The organism is Mycobacterium sp. (genome assembly GCF_050700595.1).
Taxonomy (GTDB): Bacteria; Actinomycetota; Actinomycetes; order Mycobacteriales; family Mycobacteriaceae; genus Mycobacterium.
The window spans coordinates 1-19,815 of the sequence record NZ_JBOHHI010000078.1; the positions used below are offsets into that span (position 1 = coordinate 1).

At 67.8% G+C, this 19,815-nt stretch carries 21 protein-coding genes and 1 pseudogene; 18 read left to right on the forward strand and 4 right to left on the reverse strand.

Going from position 1 to position 19,815, the window contains the following annotated elements:
- The first annotated feature begins 378 nt into the window (after positions 1 to 378).
- The 3 genes from ACRDTL_RS07895 (at position 379) to ACRDTL_RS07905 (ending at position 2,763) form a co-directional block, all read left to right on the forward strand.
- On the forward strand, positions 379 to 480 hold the full coding sequence (locus ACRDTL_RS07895) for a 30S ribosomal protein bS22 (protein WP_003402602.1): 102 nt from the start codon (positions 379 to 381) through the stop codon (positions 478 to 480).
- Between the two features lie 66 nt (positions 481 to 546).
- The gene (locus ACRDTL_RS07900) at positions 547 to 1,686 is read left to right on the forward strand and encodes an SDR family oxidoreductase (RefSeq protein ID WP_431506155.1); all 1,140 of its coding nucleotides are present in this window, start codon (positions 547 to 549) and stop codon (positions 1,684 to 1,686) included.
- Between the two features lie 9 nt (positions 1,687 to 1,695).
- Positions 1,696 to 2,763, forward strand: coding sequence for a lysophospholipid acyltransferase family protein (locus ACRDTL_RS07905; protein WP_431506156.1), 1,068 nt, complete (start codon positions 1,696 to 1,698; stop codon positions 2,761 to 2,763).
- A gap of 27 nt (positions 2,764 to 2,790) precedes the next feature.
- Here the strand turns inward: ACRDTL_RS07905 and ACRDTL_RS07910 are convergent, their stop codons facing one another.
- The 3 genes from ACRDTL_RS07910 to ACRDTL_RS07920 are packed head-to-tail and all read right to left on the reverse strand — an operon-like array spanning position 2,791 to position 5,176.
- Entirely contained in the window at positions 2,791 to 3,663 is an 873-nt protein-coding gene (locus ACRDTL_RS07910) for a cyclopropane mycolic acid synthase family methyltransferase (protein ID WP_431506157.1), read from the reverse strand.
- 34 nt (positions 3,664 to 3,697) lie between these two features.
- The gene (locus ACRDTL_RS07915; RefSeq protein ID WP_431506158.1) at positions 3,698 to 4,213 is read right to left on the reverse strand and encodes an FAS1-like dehydratase domain-containing protein; all 516 of its coding nucleotides are present in this window, start codon (positions 4,211 to 4,213) and stop codon (positions 3,698 to 3,700) included.
- A gap of 42 nt (positions 4,214 to 4,255) precedes the next feature.
- Positions 4,256 to 5,176, reverse strand: a complete 921-nt coding sequence (locus tag ACRDTL_RS07920) for an HAD family hydrolase (RefSeq protein ID WP_431506180.1) — start codon at positions 5,174 to 5,176, stop codon at positions 4,256 to 4,258.
- 104 nt (positions 5,177 to 5,280) lie between these two features.
- On the opposite strand from ACRDTL_RS07920, the gene ACRDTL_RS07925 reads away from it, so the two are divergent.
- From ACRDTL_RS07925 to ACRDTL_RS07985, 13 genes and pseudogenes are all read left to right on the forward strand, one after another.
- Positions 5,281 to 5,541, forward strand: a complete 261-nt coding sequence (locus ACRDTL_RS07925; protein ID WP_431506159.1) for a glutaredoxin family protein — start codon at positions 5,281 to 5,283, stop codon at positions 5,539 to 5,541.
- Between the two features lie 191 nt (positions 5,542 to 5,732).
- Complete coding sequence (locus ACRDTL_RS07930) at positions 5,733 to 7,088, forward strand: glutamyl-tRNA reductase (protein ID WP_431506160.1); 1,356 nt, start codon at positions 5,733 to 5,735, stop codon at positions 7,086 to 7,088.
- 13 nt (positions 7,089 to 7,101) lie between these two features.
- Positions 7,102 to 8,101 (forward strand): annotated as a pseudogene (gene hemC / locus ACRDTL_RS07935) (hydroxymethylbilane synthase).
- Positions 8,070 to 9,725, forward strand: a complete 1,656-nt coding sequence (locus ACRDTL_RS07940; protein WP_431506161.1) for a uroporphyrinogen-III synthase — start codon at positions 8,070 to 8,072, stop codon at positions 9,723 to 9,725. Before hemC ends, ACRDTL_RS07940 begins: the two are co-directional and overlap by 32 nt.
- On the forward strand, positions 9,725 to 10,702 hold the full coding sequence (hemB, locus tag ACRDTL_RS07945; RefSeq protein WP_431506162.1) for a porphobilinogen synthase: 978 nt from the start codon (positions 9,725 to 9,727) through the stop codon (positions 10,700 to 10,702). Before ACRDTL_RS07940 ends, hemB begins: the two co-directional genes overlap by 1 nt.
- The gene (locus ACRDTL_RS07950) at positions 10,699 to 11,163 is read left to right on the forward strand and encodes a hypothetical protein (RefSeq protein WP_431506163.1); all 465 of its coding nucleotides are present in this window, start codon (positions 10,699 to 10,701) and stop codon (positions 11,161 to 11,163) included. The genes hemB and ACRDTL_RS07950 overlap by 4 nt, the downstream gene beginning before the upstream one ends.
- A 19-nt stretch (positions 11,164 to 11,182) precedes the next feature.
- Positions 11,183 to 11,428, forward strand: a complete 246-nt coding sequence (locus tag ACRDTL_RS07955) for a hypothetical protein (protein ID WP_431506164.1) — start codon at positions 11,183 to 11,185, stop codon at positions 11,426 to 11,428.
- A 193-nt stretch (positions 11,429 to 11,621) separates the two neighbouring features.
- Entirely contained in the window at positions 11,622 to 11,939 is a 318-nt protein-coding gene (locus tag ACRDTL_RS07960; RefSeq protein ID WP_431506165.1) for a WXG100 family type VII secretion target, read from the forward strand.
- Positions 11,920 to 13,743, forward strand: coding sequence for an alpha/beta hydrolase (locus ACRDTL_RS07965; protein ID WP_431506166.1), 1,824 nt, complete (start codon positions 11,920 to 11,922; stop codon positions 13,741 to 13,743). The genes ACRDTL_RS07960 and ACRDTL_RS07965 overlap by 20 nt, the downstream gene beginning before the upstream one ends.
- A 1-nt stretch (position 13,744) precedes the next feature.
- Positions 13,745 to 14,344, forward strand: coding sequence for an LppA family lipoprotein (locus ACRDTL_RS07970; protein WP_431506167.1), 600 nt, complete (start codon positions 13,745 to 13,747; stop codon positions 14,342 to 14,344).
- A 27-nt stretch (positions 14,345 to 14,371) separates the two neighbouring features.
- Positions 14,372 to 14,923, forward strand: coding sequence for a DUF3093 domain-containing protein (locus ACRDTL_RS07975; protein ID WP_431506168.1), 552 nt, complete (start codon positions 14,372 to 14,374; stop codon positions 14,921 to 14,923).
- On the forward strand, positions 14,920 to 15,180 hold the full coding sequence (locus tag ACRDTL_RS07980; RefSeq protein WP_431506169.1) for a hypothetical protein: 261 nt from the start codon (positions 14,920 to 14,922) through the stop codon (positions 15,178 to 15,180). The genes ACRDTL_RS07975 and ACRDTL_RS07980 overlap by 4 nt, the downstream gene beginning before the upstream one ends.
- Before the next feature lie 147 nt (positions 15,181 to 15,327).
- Positions 15,328 to 17,199 (forward strand): protein kinase domain-containing protein, encoded by a 1,872-nt coding sequence (locus tag ACRDTL_RS07985; protein ID WP_431506170.1) that lies wholly within the window; start codon positions 15,328 to 15,330, stop codon positions 17,197 to 17,199.
- A 25-nt stretch (positions 17,200 to 17,224) separates the two neighbouring features.
- On the opposite strand, the gene ACRDTL_RS07990 is transcribed toward ACRDTL_RS07985, so the two are convergent.
- On the reverse strand, positions 17,225 to 18,082 hold the full coding sequence (locus ACRDTL_RS07990; protein ID WP_431506171.1) for an alpha/beta hydrolase: 858 nt from the start codon (positions 18,080 to 18,082) through the stop codon (positions 17,225 to 17,227).
- A gap of 224 nt (positions 18,083 to 18,306) precedes the next feature.
- Between ACRDTL_RS07990 and ACRDTL_RS07995 the strand changes: the two genes are divergently transcribed.
- Positions 18,307 to 19,155 carry an oxygenase MpaB family protein gene (locus ACRDTL_RS07995; RefSeq protein ID WP_431506172.1) on the forward strand — a complete coding sequence of 283 codons (849 nt, stop codon included), beginning with the start codon at positions 18,307 to 18,309 and terminating at the stop codon, positions 19,153 to 19,155.
- The gene (locus ACRDTL_RS08000; RefSeq protein WP_431506173.1) at positions 19,133 to 19,735 is read left to right on the forward strand and encodes a TetR/AcrR family transcriptional regulator; all 603 of its coding nucleotides are present in this window, start codon (positions 19,133 to 19,135) and stop codon (positions 19,733 to 19,735) included. Before ACRDTL_RS07995 ends, ACRDTL_RS08000 begins: the two co-directional genes overlap by 23 nt.
- Positions 19,736 to 19,815: the final 80 nt, after the last annotated feature.

Below are 19,815 nucleotides of genomic sequence, written 5' to 3' on the forward strand. Positions count from 1 at the left end.
ACCCCGCCTATACCAGCGCCTGGGGGGAGCAGCACTGGCGCAAGCCGTATGAAAACGTCACCCGACACCAGGCAGCAGCCACCGTGATCGGGCGTCGCGCCCAAGGCCACAAGGCACGGCGACGGAAAGGTGTGACCCGCACGCGACCGGAGGATCGCCCCGGGAGAGCTACCGACCAGGCCATGTCCGACAACCAGAGGGTGACCGATAGCCGCCACCGACCAGGGATGCCAGGAACCGAATCTCGCCCGCCCGGCCGGACAAGAACGCGGCTACCGGACCGGGCAACCGTTACCCCGGCAATGGCCAACAATGGCCAACTTCGTCAGTAACGGTAGAGTGGCCGGGTTGTTGCACGGCCACACAGATAGTGGAGTTATGGGTTCAGTTATCAAGAAGCGGCGCAAGAGGATGTCGAAGAAGAAGCACCGCAAGCTGCTTCGCCGCACCCGGGTGCAGCGCAGAAAACTCGGTAAGTAATGCGACGGACATCGACCGGCACTCGCCGGTAATGCCGCGGTAGCTGAGCGTCGTTAGGCTGTCGGAGTGGATTCGTCGGGTGGTCAACCGGGCGCCGGGTCGGGAATCGGGACGCGTGGCACGGGCAGCGATACCGTGCATTACCCCAAGGTCGTGCTGGTCACCGGCGCGTGCCGGTTTCTGGGCGGGTACCTGACCGCGCGGCTGGTACAGAACCCGTTGATCAACCGGGTCATCGCCGTGGACGCAATGGCGCCCAGCAAGGACATGCTGCGCCGAATGGGCCGCGCCGAATTCGTCCGCGCGGACATCCGCAACCCGTTTATCGCGAAGGTGATCCGAAACGGCGATGTCGACACCGTGGTGCACGCGGCGGCGGCGTCGTATGCGCCGCGGTCGGGCGGTGGTGCGGCGTTGAAGGAAATCAACGTGATGGGCGCAATGCAACTGTTCGCGGCCTGCCAGAAGGCGCCGTCGGTGCGCCGCGTCGTGCTGAAGTCCACTTCTGAGGTCTACGGGTCCAATGCCCACGATCCGGTGCGGTTCACCGAAGACAGCAACAGCCGCCGTCCATTCCGTGCGGGCTTCCCGAAGGACAGCCTCGATATCGAGGGCTACGTGCGCGGTCTGGGCCGCCGCCGCCCCGATATCACGGTGACCATTCTGCGGCTGGCCAACATGATCGGCCCGGCGATGGACACCACGCTGTCGCGATACCTGGCCGGGCCACTGGTCCCAACCGTCTTCGGCCGTGACGCCCGGTTGCAGTTGCTGCACGAGCAGGACGCGTTGGGTGCGCTGGAGCGCGCGGCAATGGCCGGCAAGGCCGGCACTTTCAACGTCGGCGCCGAGGGCATCATCATGCTGTCGCAGGCGATCCGGAGGGCGGGCAGGATCCCGCTGCCGGTGCCGGGACTCGGGCTATGGGCACTCGATTCGCTGAGACGGGCTAATCGCTACGCCGAACTCAACCGCGAGCAACTCGACTACCTCAGCTACGGGCGGGTGATGGACACCAGCAGAATGCGCGAAATGCTCGGCTACCACCCCAAGTGGACGACGGCCGAAGCGTTCGACGATTACGTGCGCGGCCGAGGCTTGACTCCCATTATCGGACCGGAGTTGGTACTCTCCATGGAGGGTCGGGCCGTGGCAGCAGCGCAGCGCTTCGGCAGTTGGAAACCAATTCCATGGGGTGGGGGCTAGGTAGTTATCGTGGCGGGTGAAAACAGAGCGAAAGTCATTCCGCTGCATACGAATCCAGGCCGTGCAGCAGCCCAGCGACGTGCCGGCCAGCGATCGCAGGCGTCGCGTCAACATCCTTCGCTGCTCTCTGACTCCGGCGCGCGGGCATCGGCCGAGCAGATCGCGGCGGTCGTCCGTGAGATCGATCAGCGCCGTCGGGGCGCCGGCGGCAAGTCGGCGGCCGAAGCGCCCGGCAACGAATTGGCGCAATGGGTGGCAGCAGTTGCCGAGTTTCTGCGTCAGCGGCTGACCGGCGACTACAACGTCGACGAGTTCGGGTTCGATCCGCATTTCAATGACGCGATCGTGCGGCCATTGCTGAGGTTCTTCTTCAAGTCGTGGTTCCGGGTCGAGGTCAGCGGCATCAAGCATCTGCCGAAAACCGGTGCCGCGCTGGTGGTGGCCAACCACGCCGGGGTGCTGCCGCTCGACGGGCTGATGACCTCGGTGGCGGTGCACGACAAGCATCCGGCCCACCGGGACCTGCGGCTGCTGGCCGCCGACATGGTGTTCGACCTGCCGGTGATCGGCGAAGCCGCCCGAAAGGCCGGGCATACGATGGCCTGCACCGCCGACGCACACCGGTTGTTGGCAGCCGGCGAGCTCACCGCGGTGTTCCCGGAGGGGTACAAGGGCCTGGGCAAGCCGTTCAAGGACCGCTACCGGCTGCAGCGGTTCGGCCGCGGCGGCTTCGTGTCAGCGGCGCTGCACACCAAGGCGCCGATCGTGCCGTGCTCGATCGTCGGGTCGGAGGAGATCTACCCGATGCTGGCAGACGTCAAGCTGCTGGCCCGGCTGTTCGGCCTGCCCTACTTCCCGATCACCCCGCTGTTTCCGCTGGCCGGCCCGGCTGGGCTGGTGCCGCTACCGTCGAAATGGCACATCGCGTTCGGTGAGCCGATCCCGACCGCGGGCTACGACACCGCCGACGCCGATGACCCGATGGTCACCTTCGAGCTGACCGATCAGGTGCGCGAGACCATCCAGCAGACCCTGTACCGGCTGCTGGCCGGGCGGCGCAACATGTTGTTCGGCTGAAGTCCGGCGACGGCCACCGGGCGCAAGCTAGGCCGCTGAGTTGACCAGGGTGAACTGGCAAACGTCGGTGTAGCCGTTGCGGAACAGGTCGGCGCAGCCGGTCAGATACTTCATGTACCGGTCGTAGACCTCGTGCGACTGGATCGCCAGGGCCTCGTCCTTGCGGGCTTCCAGTGCCGCCGCCCAGGTAGCCAGTGTCCGGGCGTAGTGCAATCGCAGCGGTTGCACTCGGGCGACCTCGAAGCCTGCCTTGGTGGCGTGCTCCTCGACCTCAGCCGCTTTCGGCAAATAGCCGCCGGGAAAGATTTCCTCCATGATGAACTTGACGAACCGCAGCAGCCTCATCGTCAATTTCAGGCCGCGTTCGGCGAACTCCTCGTCGCTCGGCTTCACGATCGAGTGCAACAGCATCACCCCGTCGGGTGGCAGCGCCTGGTAGGCCGTCGTGAAGAAGTCGTCGTAGCGGTCGTATCCGAAGTGCTCGAACGCGCCGATCGACACGATCCGGTCCACCGGCTCGCGGAACTGCTCCCAGCCTTCCAGTAGCACCTGTTTGGAGCGCGGGCTGTCCAGCTCGTCGAACGACCGCTGCACATGGGCGGCCTGGTTTTTGCTCAGCGTTAAGCCGATCACGTTGACGTCGTAGCGCTCGATGGCGCGCCGCAGTGTCGCGCCCCAGCCGCAGCCGATGTCGAGCAGCGTCATGCCGGGCCGCAGGTCCAGTTTGCCCAGCGAAAGGTCGATCTTGGCGATCTGCGCCTCTTCCAGCGTCATGTCGTCGCGCTCGAAGTAGGCGCAGCTATAGGTCTGCGTGGGGTCGAGGAACAGCCGGAAGAAGTCGTCGGACAGGTCGTAATGCGCCTGCACTTTGTCGAAGTGCGGCGTCAGGTCGGCAGACATCGGCCCGGGTCTCTCTGCTCGATAGCGGCTGCCACTAGGTACCGCCTCGGATGGAAGCAATTGCGGCCAGCGCCGCGCGGGTGGTGTCGGCGTCCTGATGAGCCGACTCCCCGAGCATGGTGACGATGCTGGTAATCACCGGGTCCCCAGCGGCGTCGGTGACCTCGCTGCGGATCTCGGTGACCACCGTACCGTGGGATTCGATCACCGAGTCCAGGTAGGTGTCGAAGTAGAGCCGATCACCGGCCACGATCGGCCGGTGGTAGGTGAACTTCTGGTCGCGGTGGATCACCCGGGCGATGTTGATCGGGATGTCGAACTTGGTGAAGACATCCAACTGGACTCGCCGCCCGGCGATCGCCACGAAGGTCAGCGGCGCCAGCGCCACCGGGTAGCCTCCCTCGGCGGCGGCGGCCTCGCTGTCGTGCATGGGGTGGTCGTCTTTGACCGCAACCGCGAACTCTCGGATCTTTTCGCGCCCGACTTCGAAGTAGTCCGGGAAGCGGTAATGCGTTCCGATGAGCTCTTCGGCGCCTTCGGGCACTGACATGCGCTGCTCTCCATTCTTGCAGGTCTTCAGCGGCGCAGCTTATCAGTGATTGCTGGTTAGCCCGCGCTCGTGGCGACGCGACACGGCTGCAGCCAGGGCGCCGCCGGCGGCACCCAGGGCCAGCGCCGACGGGACGCCGATCCGGGCTGCCTTGCGGGCCGTCCGGAAGTCGCGGACTTCCCAGCCGCGCTTGCGGGCCAGGTTGCGCAGGTGGGTGTCGGGGTTGATGGCCACCGCGGTGCCCACCAGCGACAGCAGCGGCACATCGTTGTAGCTGTCGGAGTAGGCGGTGCAGCGCTTGAGGTTGAGCCCTTCCCGGATCGCCAGCGAGCGCACCGCGTGGGCTTTGCCGGTGCCGTGCAGGAGTTCGCCGACCAGCCTGCCGGTGAAGACACCGTCGACCGATTCGGCGACCGTGCCCAGCGCGCCGGTCAACCCGAGTCGGCGGGCAATGGTCACCGCGAGTTCGTAAGGGGTGGCGGTGACCAACCACACCTGTTGGCCGGCATCGAGGTGCATTTGAGCCAGGTCCCGGGTGCCGGCCCAGATTTTGTCGGCAATGATCTCGTCGTAGATCTCCTCGCCCAGGGCTTGGAGCTCCGCGGTGGACCGACCCTCGATGAACGTCAGAGCTTTGCGCCGGCCGGCGGCCACGTCGTTGCTGCTCTCCCGGCCGCTGAGCTGAAACTTGGCTTGCGCATAGACGAATCCGAGTACGTCGCGATAGGTGAAGTATTTGCGGGCGGCCAGGCCTCGGCCGAAATGCACCAGCGACGAGCCTTGCACCAAGGTGTTGTCGACGTCGAAGAACGCCGCCGCGGTCAAATCGACCGGCGGCTGCTCGGGAACGAGCGCGGCCCCGCCGTACAGGCCGTCGAGCGCGCGTTCGGCACTAGCGTCGCCGGCCAGTGTTTCGGGGTCGACGCGACCGGGATCTGTGCCGCCCGGGTCGAAAGACACCATCACGGTTCAACCCTATCCGGCCTGGGATTGCGGCGTGTTCGGCGAAGTCGCCGTGTTAGCGAAGGCACAACCTCATGGCGCGGGGCCGGTGTCAGACTGGCACCGTGAACCGTCCCCAGGTCCGGCTGCTCACCCGCGACGGCTGCGCGATCTGCGCGCGGGTGTACGCGCAGCTTGCCGAACTCGCCGCGGAACTGGGGTTCGACCTGTCGGCCACCGACGTTGACGCCGCGGCGGGCGCCGGTGATCCGGGGCTGCGCGCCCAGTTCGGCGACCGGCTGCCGGTGGTGCTGCTCGACGGCCGTGAGCACAGTTACTGGGAGGTCGACGAAGCCCGGCTGCGGGCGGATCTGGCCACCCGGTGACGATGCGGGCCGGGCGGCCGCAACGACTGTGCGGGTTCATCCGCGATCACCGGCGAGTCGCGGACGAAACCGCACGATGGGTGAGCAGGACGCATAACCAAGCAAATTTGGTGGCCCACCTGGTAACCGACTACCGTGGATGTCAGTTCGTTCACTGGTGAAAGCAAGGGAGCAGGCCAGGTGATTCAGCCGTGAGCGTCCTGCTTTTCGGGGTCTCCCACCGCAGCGCGCCGGTTTCCGTCCTGGAACAACTGTCCACCGACGAATCCGACCAGATCAAGATCGTCGATCAGGTGCTGCAGTCGCCGCTGGTCACCGAGGCCATGGTGCTGTCCACCTGCAACCGGGTCGAGGTCTACGCCGTCGTCGACGCCTTCCACGGCGGTCTGTCGGTGATCGGCCAGGTGCTCTCCGAGCACTCCGGCATGTCGCTGGGTGATCTGACCAAATACGCGTACGTCCGCTACAGCGAAGCCGCCGTCGAGCACCTGTTCGCCGTCGCCGGCGGCCTGGATTCGGCCGTGCTCGGTGAGCAGCAGGTGCTCGGCCAGGTGCGCCGCGCCTACGCCACCGCCGAGGCCAACCGCACCGTCGGGCGGGTACTGCACGAACTGGCCCAGCGCGCACTGGCGGTCGGCAAGCGGGTGCATAGCGAAACCGCGATCGACGCCGCCGGGACGTCGGTGGTGTCGGTGGCGCTCGGCATGGCCGCTGAGAAACTGGGTGGAATTGGGCTGGCCGGCAAGACCGCCGCGGTGATCGGCGCCGGGGCGATGGGCGCCCTGACGACGGCCCACCTGACCCGGGCCGGTGTCCGGGACGTTCACGTCGTCAACCGATCACTGCACCGAGCGCAGCGACTGGCCCGCAAGATCCGCGAATCCGGTGCGGGAGCCGACGCGCTCACCCTCGACCGCCTGGCCAGTGCACTGGCGGACGCCGATGTGGTGGTCAGTTGCACGGGCGCGGTGCGCCCGGTTGTGTCGCTGGCCGACGTGCACCATGCGCTGGCCGCGGGCCGCCGCGACGAATCGGCCCAGCCGCTGGTGATCTGCGATCTGGGCATGCCGCGCGACGTGGATCCGGCGGTGGCCGGGCTGCCCGGCGTGTGGGTGGTCGACATGGACCGGGTGCAGCGCGAGCCGTCGGCGCGGGCCGCGGCCGCCGACGTCGACGCGGCTCGCCACATCGTCGTCGCCGAGGTCGCCAGCTACCTGGCCGGACAACGCATGGCCGAGGTGACCCCGACGGTGACCGCGCTGCGTCAGCGCGCCGCCGACGTCGTCGAGGCCGAGTTGCTCCGCCTGGACAACCGGCTGCCGGGGCTCGATACCGCCCAGCGTGACGAGGTGGCCCACACCGTGCGACGAGTGGTGGACAAGCTGCTGCACGCACCGACCGTGCGGATCAAGCAATTAGCCAGCGCGCCCGGCGGAGACAGCTACGCCGAAGCCCTGCGCGAGCTGTTCGAACTCGACCAGACCGCCGTCGACGCCGTTGCCACCGCGGGCGAATTACCCGTTGTCCCAACGGATTCCAACGAGTAGCCGCTTGACCGACGTGATCCGGATAGGCACGCGGGGCAGCCTGTTGGCCACCACTCAGGCCGGTGGTGTCCGCGACGCCCTGATCGCGGGCGGTCACCCCGCGGAGCTGGTGACGATCAGAACCGAGGGCGACCGTTCGTCGGAGCCGATCGCCACGATCGGGGTCGGTGTCTTCACCGCCGCGTTGCGGGAGGCCATCGAGGACGGACGCGTCGACGTAGCGGTGCACTCGCACAAGGATTTGCCCACCGCCGACGATCCGCGGTTTGTGGTCGCGGCGGTACCGCCCCGCGAGGACCCCCGCGACGCGCTGGTCGCCCGCGACGGGCTGGCGCTGGCGGAGTTACCGGCAGGCTCGCTGGTGGGCACCTCGTCGCCACGGCGGGCCGCACAGCTTAGAGCATTGGGTCTCGGTTTGGAAATCCGCCCCCTACGAGGCAACCTAGATACCAGGTTGAACAGGGTAAGTAGCGGTGATCTCGACGCGATCGTGGTGGCCCGGGCGGGTCTGGCCCGGCTGGGCCGACTCGACGACGTCACCGAGACGCTGGAGCCGGTGCAGATGTTGCCGGCACCGGCTCAGGGCGCGCTGGCGGTCGAGTGCCGCGCCGGCGATACCGGCCTGGCCGCACTGTTGGCAGAGTTCGACGACGCCGACACCCGCGCGGCGGTCACCGCCGAACGTGCCCTGCTCGCCGAACTGGAGGCGGGTTGTTCCGCGCCGGTGGGCGCGATCGCTGAGGTGGTCGAGTCCATCGGCGAAGACGACTCACATGTCTTCGAGGAGCTGTCGCTGCGCAGCTGCGTGGCAGCGCTGGACGGATCCGACGTGATTCGCGCGTCCGGCACCGGCAGCCCGGCTCGGGCACGAGAGTTGGGGCTCTCGGTGGCCGCGGAGCTGTTCGCGCTGGGCGCACGGGAACTCATGTCGGGTGGGCGGTAGGGACCCCGTACGCGGTGAAAAAGAGGTGGGAGTAGCACATGGCTCGTCAGGTAAGCGGGCGAGGGCGTAAGCCAAAGCCGGGCCGCATCACGTTTGTGGGCTCTGGCCCGGGGGACCCGAGTCTGCTGACGACGCGGGCTGCTGCGGCGCTGGCGAATGCTGCCCTGGTGTTCACAGATCCCGACGTGCCGGAGCCGGTGCTGGCCCTGATCGGCAAGGATCTGCCGCCGGTGTCCGGGCCGGCCGAACCGGCTGACGCGGCCCAAGATGGCACCGAGCCGCCCGTGGTGTCGGTCGGACCCGACATCCGCCCGGCGCTGGGCGAACCGGCCGAGGTGGCCAAAACGCTGACCACCGAAGCGCGTTCGGGCACCGACGTGGTGCGCCTGGTGGCCGGTGATCCGCTGTCGGTGGACGCGGTGATCACCGAGGTCAACGCCGTGGCGCGCAGCCACCTGCATTTCGAGATCGTGCCCGGCCTGGCGGCGAGTTCCGCGGTGCCGACGTATGCCGGGCTGCCGGTGGGCTCGTCGCACACCGTTGCCGACGTGCGCGCCAACCTCAAAGAAGACGACTGGGCGGCGCTGGCCGCCGGGCCGGGTCCGCTGATCCTGCAGGCCACCGCGTCACACGTGGCCGACGCGGCGCGCATGCTGATCGAGTACGGGTTGGCCGACACGACACCGTGCGTGGTGACCGCCAACGGCACCTCCTGCGCTCAGCGCTCGGTGGAGACCACGCTGGCGGGGCTGGCCGATTCGGCCGCGCTGGGTGGCACCGACCCGGCCGGACCGTTGACCGGCCCGGTCGTGGTCACGATCGGCAAGACGGTGGCCAATCGGACCAAGCTGAACTGGTGGGAAAGCCGCGCGCTGTACGGCTGGACCGTGCTGGTTCCACGCACCAAGGAGCAGGCCGGCGAGATGAGCGAACGGCTGACCGCGCACGGCGCGTTGCCGATCGAGGTGCCGACCATTGCCGTTGAGCCGCCGCGCAGCCCCGCGCAAATGGAACGCGCGGTCAAAGGTCTGGTCGACGGCCGCTACGAGTGGGTGGTGTTCACCTCCACCAACGCGGTGCGCGCGGTGTGGGAGAAGTTCGGCGAGTTCGGCCTGGACGCCCGCGCGTTCTCCGGGGTGAAGATCGCCTGTGTCGGCGAGGCGACGGCCGACCGGGTGCGCGCGTTCGGCATCAGTCCGGAACTGGTGCCGTCCGGTGAGCAGTCCTCGTTGGGGCTGCTGGACGAATTCCCGCCCTACGACAGCATTTTCGATCCGGTGAATCGAGTGTTGCTGCCGCGCGCCGACATTGCCACCGAGACGTTGGCCGAGGGGCTGCGCGAACGCGGCTGGGAGATCGAGGACGTCACCGCCTACCGGACGGTGCGAGCCGCCCCGCCGCCGGCGGAAACGCGGGAGATGATCAAGACCGGCGGGTTCGACGCGGTGTGTTTCACGTCCAGCTCGACGGTGCGCAACCTGGTCGGCATCGCCGGCAAGCCGCACGCGCGGACCATCGTCGCCTGCATCGGGCCCAAGACCGCCGAGACCGCCGCCGAGTTCGGGTTGCGGGTCGACGTGCAGCCGGACACCGCCGCGGTGGGCCCGTTGATCGAGGCGCTGGCGGAGCATGCCGCGCGGCTGCGCGCCGAGGGTGTGCTGCCGCCGCCGCGTAAGAAGAGCCGCAGGCGCTAATGGCCTACCCCCGGCAGCGCCCGCGTCGGCTCCGCTCCAGCCCGGCGATGCGCCGTCTGGTGACGCAAACGTCGGTCGAGCCACGGCACTTGGTGCTTCCGATGTTCGTCGCCGACTGCCGCGACCCGCGGCCGATCGCGTCGATGCCGGGCGTGGTACAGCACACCCGCGACTCGGTGCGCCGCGCCGCCGCCGACGCGGTGGCCGCCGGGGTGGGCGGGCTGATGCTGTTCGGGGTGCCCCGCGAGGAGGACAAGGACGCGCTCGGGTCGGCCGGCTCCGATCCCGACGGCATCCTCAACGTCGCGTTGCGTGATCTGAGCAAAGACCTAGGCGAGGCCACCGTGCTGATGGCCGACACCTGCCTCGACGAGTTCACCGACCACGGGCACTGCGGCGTGCTCGACGAGCGTGGCCGGGTCGATAACGACGCCACGCTGACTCGGTATGTGGATTTAGCTGTGGCACAGGCTGATTCCGGCGTTCATGTGGTAGGGCCGAGCGGGATGATGGACGGCCAGGTCGGCGCGATCCGGGACGGATTGGACGGCGCCGGACACACCGACGTGGTGATCCTCGCGTACGCCGCGAAGTTCGCGTCGGCGTTTTACGGTCCGTTCCGCGAGGCGGTGAGCAGCAGCCTGTCCGGTGACCGCCGCACCTACCAGCAGGAGCCCGGCAATACCCGCGAGGCCCTGCGCGAGGTCGAACTGGACCTTGACGAGGGCGCCGACATCGTGATGGTCAAACCCGCGCTGGGTTACCTCGACGTAGTGGCCGCCACGGCCGACATGTCGCCGGTGCCGGTCGCTGCCTACCAGGTGTCGGGCGAGTACGCGATGATCTCTGCCGCGGCCGCCAACGGCTGGATCGACGAGCGCGCCGCCGTGCTGGAGTCGTTGACCAGTATCCGTCGCGCCGGTGCCGACATCGTGCTGACCTACTGGGCCGCCGAGGCGGCAGGGTGGCTGTCGTGAGCGGACCGCCGAGCTGGCCGAGCACGCCGCCGGGCGCGCCCGCACCGCCCCGCCCACCGGAGCCGCCGACCCGGCCGGTGGACGTCGACACCGGGTTTTGGCTGTGGGTGGCGGCTGTGCCGCTGATGGTGATCGGCTACGTCGTAGACCTGATCGGCACGGGTGCCGGCCGAGGGTCCGCGCTGGTCTATGTGGCGGCGGGGCTCTTCGCGGCGGTGGTGTGCGCAATCGTGGTGGCCTTCCTGATCCTGATGCGGGCCGGTTACCGGTGGGCACGAACCGTATTGAGTGGCGGTGGCATCGCCACGGTCGTCTACGTCATGATCCGGTTGTTCAGCGTGGACTGGCCACCGGTTGCGGCGATGACCTGTGCAGTCACCGGCATCGTCGGGTCGGTGCTGATCGCCGGGGGCATGTTCCTGCTGCACCGCCGCGACGCCCACGCCTACTTCACGCGCTGAGAACTGGCACCATGCATATATGCCTAAGACCGTTCAGATCCGCGACATCGATGACGAGGTGTATGCGGCCTTGCTGCGTCGCGCCGGGGAAGAAGGGATCACGGTCCCCGAGCTGCTGCGTCGGGAGGCGGTTCGATTAGCAGCGCGGCCCTCGGTCGCACAGTGGCTGGCCCGCGTTGGGCGCCGACCCTCCGCGGTGTCGACGGCCGAGGTATTGGCGACGTTGGACGAGTGGCGCGGCGAGTGGCCCAATGCTGGTTGTTGACGCGTCCTACCTGTTTGAGGTCGTAGCCGACACCGCCCGGCTCGCCCGGGCACCCGGCCCGGCTTGCCGAATCGAGGTGCTTGCTGCCCGCGGCTGACTGCGCATCGTCGTCGAGCACTGTGCATGGCTGAATTGTGGGGCCGGCGGCGGGCGGCTTAGCATCCGGGCTACTGGTTGTCGTCGCTGATCGGCGGTGGTTGTGGACGGTCTCGACATCGTGCCGGAGCAGGTCTACCAGGCCGCGGCAGTCGGGCGTGCGCACCATGAAGAGTTAGCCGGCACCTACGCTTTGACGCAGTTACAAGCGTGGGATGCCGAGGCCGGCTGGGTCGGTCGGTCCGGCGCGGCGTTGTCGGCGCTGCTTGACCACTGGCAGTCCGACGCCGCGGGACACCACCGACTGCTCAACGATCACCACGACGGCTTGTACGCGGCGACGTCGATGTTCGTCGGGATGGACCGGGTCAATGCCGCAAAGCTGAACCTCGTCGATGACGATCACGCTCGCTGATATCGACAGCTGGGACGCCGGGGCGATCGACCAGGTTTTCAACGCTGCAGGCTCTCGCGCCGAGGGTGCTCAAACCACCGCCGACACCGTCGGCGACCTGTTGTCGTTTGTCCAATGGAACGGGGAGGCCGCCGAAGCGGCGCGCCAATCCGCGCAACGGATCAAAGTGGCCCTGGGCGAACACGCCGAGCAGTGCAGGCGCATCGCCGCCGCGGCAAAGACGGCGTCGGCCGAGGTCGTCGACATCAAATACCGGCTGTCGATGATCAGAGCCGACGCCGACCAGGCTTTCCTGCGCATCGACAGCCGGAGCGGCACGCTGTCCGGGAAAACCGCGGTGCTCACGGTCAGCCAACTCGATCACCGGCGAGCCGTCATGCCCGAACTGGCGGGCCGCGTCAAGCAACTGCTCGTCGACGCGCAGGCAGCCGACCGCGATCTGGCCACCGCGATCGAAACCGCCGAGGGTGCCACCACCGACGGCCCGACCGGCACGCCCCGGCCAAAGCTGCCCAACCCTCCACCCGGCAGCGTGTCGCGCGCCGATGTCAAGCAGTGGTGGGACGGCCTGACCCCGCAACAGCAGACGGATTACCTCGCCACCAGCCCAGCGATGCTGGACCGCGACGGCATCCCGGCCGACATCCGAGATGCCGCCAACCGCATCCGGCTGCCTCACGAAATCGCCGTCGCACAAGCGACACTCGCGGCCGCCACGAGCAAGCAGGAAAACTTCGGTTCGGACTATGCGCGAACACACGGCGGCAGCTACCCGCCCTATACACCCGGCGACCTTGACCTCGCATGCGCCAACGCCCAGTCCCGGCTCGACGATCTGCTCGGCATTCAGAACGCCCTGTACCCGAAGAACCCGGACGGAACGCCCAGGACCATCGACAGAAGCGACCGCCGCAGCCTGATGTTGTTGGACACCACATCCAACCGCCGCCACGTCTTTGGCGCAGTCGGGATCGGGGATGTCGACCACGCCGCGCACGTGGGCGTCACCGTCGGCGGGGTCGCCACCAACGCCGCCGGCCTGCCCGGGATGGCCGACGAGGCAACCAATCTGAGGCACACGACGAGAGAGATTCTCACCAGCGCGGGGGACCTCGATCCGAATTCGGTGGCGACCATCGCGTGGGTGGGCTACGAACCGCCGTCGTCGATGGGAGATCTGCGGGTGGTCGACGGTGATGTCCTGGCGCGCGCGGCCGCGCCGCATCTCAACAGCTTCTTCCACGGGTTGACCGCCACCACCGAGAACCCGCACCAGGAGATCACCGCGTTCGGGCACTCGTACGGATCGCTGGTCACCAGCCTGGCGTTGCAAGAGGGCAGCCCGGTGAAGGACGTCGTCTTCTACGGTTCGCCCGGCTTGGAACTGGGTAACGTCGACGGTCTGCACCTGGCCCCGGGCGGTCATGCCTACTACGAGCAGGCGGTCGGCGACCCGATTGCCTGGGTGCAACGCGCACCTGAGATCGGGGCGGGACTCCTTCCGCTGATTTTGGTGCCGCCGCTTGCGCCATTGGGCGCGCTGGGCGTGATCGACTTGTTCAGCGGACAAGGCGACCACGACCAGTTCTTCGGCGACACCCCAAATCAAATTTCCGGTATCACCCGGTTGTCGACGTCGTCAGGCACCGATCCGATGCTCGGCGAGCAGCGGGCAGCCGCCAGCGGGCACTCCGAATACCCTCGCGATGACGCCACCGGCAATCACCAAAAGTTGCGAATGTCGGGGTATAACCTGGCAGCGGTGTTATCCGGCGTTGCGGGCGCCACGAAGACAGGTAACTGAGGTGAGACGTCGACGCGGTGTGGGGATCCTGGCGATGACCGCCGCCGTCGCAGTTTCGGCCTGTCATCATTATGATCCGTATCCCTGGCCGCGTCCGGGGGATCCGTCGGCGACGGTGCTGGAAAATCAATTGAGCCAACGTGATTCGTTGCAGGATGCGGCCAACGATCTGATCGCGGTCGCCGCGGACATGCGCGAGGCGGTGCAGCGCGCATATCCGGCGACGCACTGGTCGGCCACGCCTGGCGCGCACGGCGGCCAGTCCGACTGCGGCCCGCCGTTTACATTTCTGACCGGAACCATTTACGAACTGCCCGGGTGGACTGCGCCGGCGCCCCCATCGGGCGCCGAGCGCAATGCCGTGGTCGCTGCGGTGGCCGATGTCCTGCGGGCGCACCACGCCGAGAAGATCGATGTGACACCCGGTCAGTCGGTGCGCGGCACGCTGCCCCGCGAGCACGGCTACCCGGAGTTCATCATCAACAACCCGCCGGCCCCCTACCGACCTCTCATGAGCATCAAAGGCGCGACCGGATGCCATCATGCCGCACCCGGACCCGGGCCGTGGGATACCCCGGCGACGCCCACCCCGACCCCGTGAGCAGGGCACGCCCATTAGGCTGAGCCGGTGACCGCAGGCACGGATACCGAACCGGCCCGGTTGTTCTACGAAGTCGGTGCCAGCTGGTACTGGATGCTGGCCGGCCCGCTGGCGGGGGCGGCCATGCTGATGATCGAGAAAACCAGCGGTTACGGTTGGCAGCCGCTGGTCCCGCTGGTGTTTCTGGTACTGGTGTCGGGGTTCGTGGGGTTGCAGGTGAAGGCCGCCCGGATCCACACCTCGGTCGAACTGACCCCCGAGACGCTGCGCCATGGCACCGAGACCATCAAGGTGGCTGAGATCGTGCAGGTGTACCCCGAAGCCGAGCGTCCGCAGGTGTCGGAGGAGGAGCTGGAGCGCTGGCAATCCGCCCGCGCGCTCGGCGAACTGACCGGGGTGCCGAAGGGCCGGGTGGGCATCGGGTTACGGCTCACCCATGGCCGCACCGCGCAAGCCTGGGCGCGACGGCATCGCCACCTGCGCGCGGCACTGACCCCGCTGGTCGAGGAGCGCGTCGGCCCGTTCACGCCCTCCCCGGAAGTCGACGGCGAGGACGACGACGCCGGGTCGCGCTGGTGAAGGCCCACCGCCGGGCGGCCGTCGAGCTCGGGTTGGCCTGCGCCGCGGTACTGGGCTGCGCGTTGGCCTGGTCGGGGGTGCGGTCCACCGTCTCGGTCGCGCCGGTCACCGATGGCCAGCCGGCCACCACGTCGGTGGCCTATGACCCGCCGCTGTTGCTGGTGACGCTGTTGTTGGCGACGGTCGTCGGTGTGCTGGCGGTGGTCGGGGCCGCCCGGCTGCGACGATCGGTGACCCAGTCCGCAGATACCCGGTAGGGTATCAACGTCAATGCCATGACCAGGCCATCCTGAAGCGTTTCCGCCGAGCGTAACGGGCCGCTTTTCGAGTCGAAACCGAGACGATCGTGGTTTCCCCGAGTTTGATGATGGGTGAGGTGCGCGGTCCAGTGAGGTGGTCAGGGCGTGGTCGGGCGTTCAACGTTGGCGCCGGGTGAGGTATTCGCCGGCTACACGATCGATCGCGTGCTCGGTGCCGGTGGGATGGCCACCGTCTATCTGGCGGCGCATCCGCGCCTTCCTCGCCGGGTGGCGCTGAAGCTGTTGCACCCCGAGCTGACCCGTGATGATTATGTGCGCTCGCGGTTTGAGTTGGAGGCCGAGCAGGTGGCCCGGCTCGAACACCCCAACATTGTCGACGTCCACGACCGGGGACGTGAGGGCGACCAGCTTTGGATCGCGATGCAATACGTCGACGGCGCCAGCGCCGGCGACGCGATCGGCAACAGTGGCGCGATGGCTGCCGGCCGGGCGGTGTTCATCGTCACCGAAACCGCGAAGGCGCTCGACTACGCCCACCGCAACGGTGTGCTGCATCGGGACGTGAAACCCGACAACATTCTGCTCGAGCGGGACAGCCGGGACCGCCGCGGACGGGTGCTGCTGGCCGATTTCGGGATCGCCAAGGCTTTGACGGAGACGACGCATCTGACGCAGACCGGAATGATGGTGGCCAGTCTGCAGTACGCCGCGCCGGAGCAGTTCGAAGGGCGGGCGCTGGATGCGCGGACCGACGTGTATTCGTTGGGCTGCACGCTGTTTCATCTGCTGACCGGGCAAATACCATATGCCGGCTCGTCAATGGCGGAACTGATGCGGGCGCATCTGGTGCTGCCGGTCCCGCGACCCGGGGCGATCAGGCCCGAGTTGTCACCCGGCTGGGACGCGGTGTTTGGCCGCGCATTGGCGAAAAATCCCGACGACCGATACCCCAGCTGCGGCGCATTGGCCGCAGACGCGGCCCGCGTCATCGCCGAACCACACCGCTACGCCGGGTACCCGGGCATGGACTTGCCTGCGCCGGTGGCGGAAACCCGGCCCGCCTGGCTGATGGCACCCGCCGGTCGGCCGCCCCAGGTCGGCCCGGCGCCGTCGCGCCCACCATCGTGGCGTCGGCTTTTGCCGGCGCTGGCCGGGGTCGTTGTGGTGGCCGCGGGCGTCATCGTCGGGGTCATCGTCTACAACTCCGGCGACGACACCCCGACGCCGGTGCAGCCGGCCGAACACCACCAGCGGGCGGCGCCCGTCCAAACCGTGCTGCCGTTCAGCGGCCTCAACGAACCCAACGGTATGGCGGTTGATTCCGCGGGAAACGTCTACGTGGTCGACGAACGCAACAATCGGGTGCTCGAGTTGGCGGCCGGTTCGACCACCCAGCAGACGTTGCCGTTCACCGGCCTCAACGGGCCGCTTCAGGTGGCCGTCGATAGCGTGCGCAGCGTGTACGTCGCAGACGCCCAGAACAGTCGGGTGGTCAAGCTGGCTGCGGGGTCAACCGATCAGGAAGTGTTGCCGCTCAACGGCTTACAGAACCCGATCGGGGTGGCGGTCGATTCGGACGGCAACGTCTACGTCGGCGACTACGGCAACAATCGGGTGGTGGAGTTGGTGGCCGACTCGAACGCGCAGCGGGTGTTGCCGTTCACCGGCCTCAACGGTCCCGACGGGGTGGCGGTCGATTCGGACGGCAGCGTATACGTCGCCGAGTACGCCTACGACGCGGTGGTGAAGCTGCCGGCGGGGTCGGGCACTCAGCAGGCATTGCCGTTCACCGGGCTGTTGAACCCCAGCGCCGTGGCCGTCGATGCCGCCGGGACTGTGTACGTCGCGGACGCCGGCAACAACCGAATCGTGAAGGTGGCCGCCGGATCCAGCGATCAGCAGGTAGTGCCGTTTACCGGCATCATCAGCCCCGCCGCGGTGGTGGTGGGTTCGGATGGCGCGGTGTACGTCACCGACACCGGCAACAGTCGGGTCGTGAAGTTGTCGGCCGGGTAGTGACACGTCGTCGGCCGGCGCCGACTCACGACGCCATCCACGCCAGCTCCTCGGGCAGTTGTTGACGCCAATACGATACGTCGTGGCCGCCCGGCGAGAACCCACCTGAAGGTGGTGTGTGCAGTTGCGCGACGAATTGGCGAGTGGCCGGGTAGAAGCGGTCGCTGGTGCCGCAGTCGACCCGCAGCGGAATCGACGACAGCGCCGGTAGCCCGACCACCGAGTTGCGCACCCAGTCGTCGTAGCTGTCGAATGCGCCGGGGGTGCTGGCGGTGTAGGACGTGAACAGCGCCGGGCTGACCGCGCAGATGCCCGCGGTTCGCTGCGGACCGAGCCGGGAGCCCAGCAACAGCGCCCCGTAGCCGCCCATCGACCAGCCCATGAACGCCACCCGCGAGGTGTCCAAGCCCATGGTCGACAGCATCGGCAACAGCTCGCCCAGCACCATGGCACCCGAGTCCTGCCCCGAAGCCCGCGGATGCCAGTAGGTGTCGCCGCCGTCGACGCCCACCACGGCAAACGGTGGATGCCCCTCCTTGACCAGCTGGGCAAGGGCGTTTTCGACACCGAGGTCGGTCACCGTGTTCGCGGTGCCGCCCTTGCCGTGCAGCGCGATCACCGGGCGCAACGCCGTCGTTTGAACGGGCGGCCGGGCAATGACCCAGTTGGTTTTGACGCCCCCGCGGGCTGCCGAAACGAACGAGCCGGACAGCCGGGTCGGCACGGTGCTACCTGCCGGCGGTTCGAACGGAGCCGGTGTCGCCGGCGTTTCGGTGGGTCCCAGCAAGGCGCTCAACGTCCACACACCGGCCGCCCCGACGGTCGCACCGGCACCCAAGCGCAGCACAGCGCGACGGGACAGCTCAGGCATGAGCGACATCATGCCTGGTCGAATGGCTATAGCTGCGATAGCCACGCCGGATCAGTTATGACACCGTGACTCTCCGCCGCCCCGGCTGGCCGCCAGCTTGTTGCGCGCTCGCTTGGGGTCCGCGAGCGTAACGCTACGGCGGATTTCGTCGCTGATTTTCGCCGTGCCGTTACGGTCGGCCGGCCGCCCCGGCCCCACTTTTGGTACAAAGGTCAGAATATGTAACACTGTTGCACATGACCGAGCTCACCGAACCCGCTGCCGACGCCCTGCCACTTGGCCCGCAGTCTTTGGTGTGGCGCTACTTCGGCGACAACCGCATGTTCCTGATCGGGCCGCGGCCCGCGGTGCTGCAAAACATGCTGGCCGAACTCGGCCAGGGCGTGCTGGATCACTCGGTGTTCTTCAGCGATACCGCCGCCCGGGTCAAACGCTCGCTGCCACCGATCTTCATGACCGTCTACGGCTCCGACCGCGACCATCCGGGCCAGCAGGTGCGCGACTTCCACCACGAGATCAAAGGCGACATGCCGAACGGGAACCGCTACCACGCACTGGATCCGGAGACCTATTACTGGGCGCACGCCACCTTCGTCGAGCAGGTGCTGTATTTCGCCGACACCTTCGTCAAACGCCTCACCGAGGAGGAGAAACAGCAGATCTACCTCGAGTCCAAGACGTGGTATCGCCGCTACGGTGTCAGTGATCGGTCGATGCCGGCCGATCACGCCGAATTCCAGCGGTACTGGGACGATATGCTCGACAGTGTCGTCGTGGCGCACCCGACCGCCAAATACGGCATCGGTTACGTCACCAAGGGATTCCCGTGCCCGAAGGGGGTCCCGCCGCTGCTGTGGCGGGTGATCGCGGTGGTGTTCAACCCGGTTGCGGCGTTTCTGACGACCGGCGGTCTGCCGCCGCAGGCCCGCGCTCTGCTGGGCCTGCGCTGGAGTGAGCGCCACGAGCGTCGATACCAGCGCTTCGCTGCGGTGTGGCGGTCGCGGCCGGTCAACTGGTTGTGGGAGCATCTGCCAATGCGCTTGCGTTACAACAGGTTTGCCTGTGCCAGTTACGCCCGGGGCTGACGCCGCCACCCGTGCGATTCTCGACGCGGCCGTCGTCGAGTTCGAACGGCACGGATTTCGCCGGGTGGCGCTCGACGACGTCGCCCGCCGCGCCCGGGTCAGCCGCACCACCATCTACCGCCGGTTCGCCAACCGCGACGAGCTGGTCGCCGCCGTCATCGACCGGGAGAATGCGACTCTGTTCGCCGACATCGCCGAGGAGTTGAAAAGCCGTCGGCCGCAATCCAATTACTACGTCGAGGCGTTCACGTGCGCGATCATGCGGTTTCGGCAGCACCGGGTGCTCACCCGGATGATCGCCGACGAGCCGGGCCTGATGATCGAGCTGGCCCAGCAGCACTGGGGTGCCGCGGTCGAGCGGATGGCGGCAGCGCTGCGGGTCATCTTCCCGGAGGGCTTCGCCGAACGCATCGGCGCCGAAGCGGTCGACGAACTGGCCGAGACCATCTTGCGTTACGCGGCGGTGGTGCTGTTGCTGCCGAGTCGCCAACCGCTGGTCAGCGCCGACGACCTGCGCGCGTTCGGCACCGAGCACTTCCTGCCCAGCCTGCCCGCCGCGCTGCGCGCCGCGCCGGTGTGATTGACGTTGCCCCGGCGAACCTCCGCCGCGCCGCCCGCTCTCAATCAGGCTCTGCGGCGCTGACGGATGTTAGCGTCCGG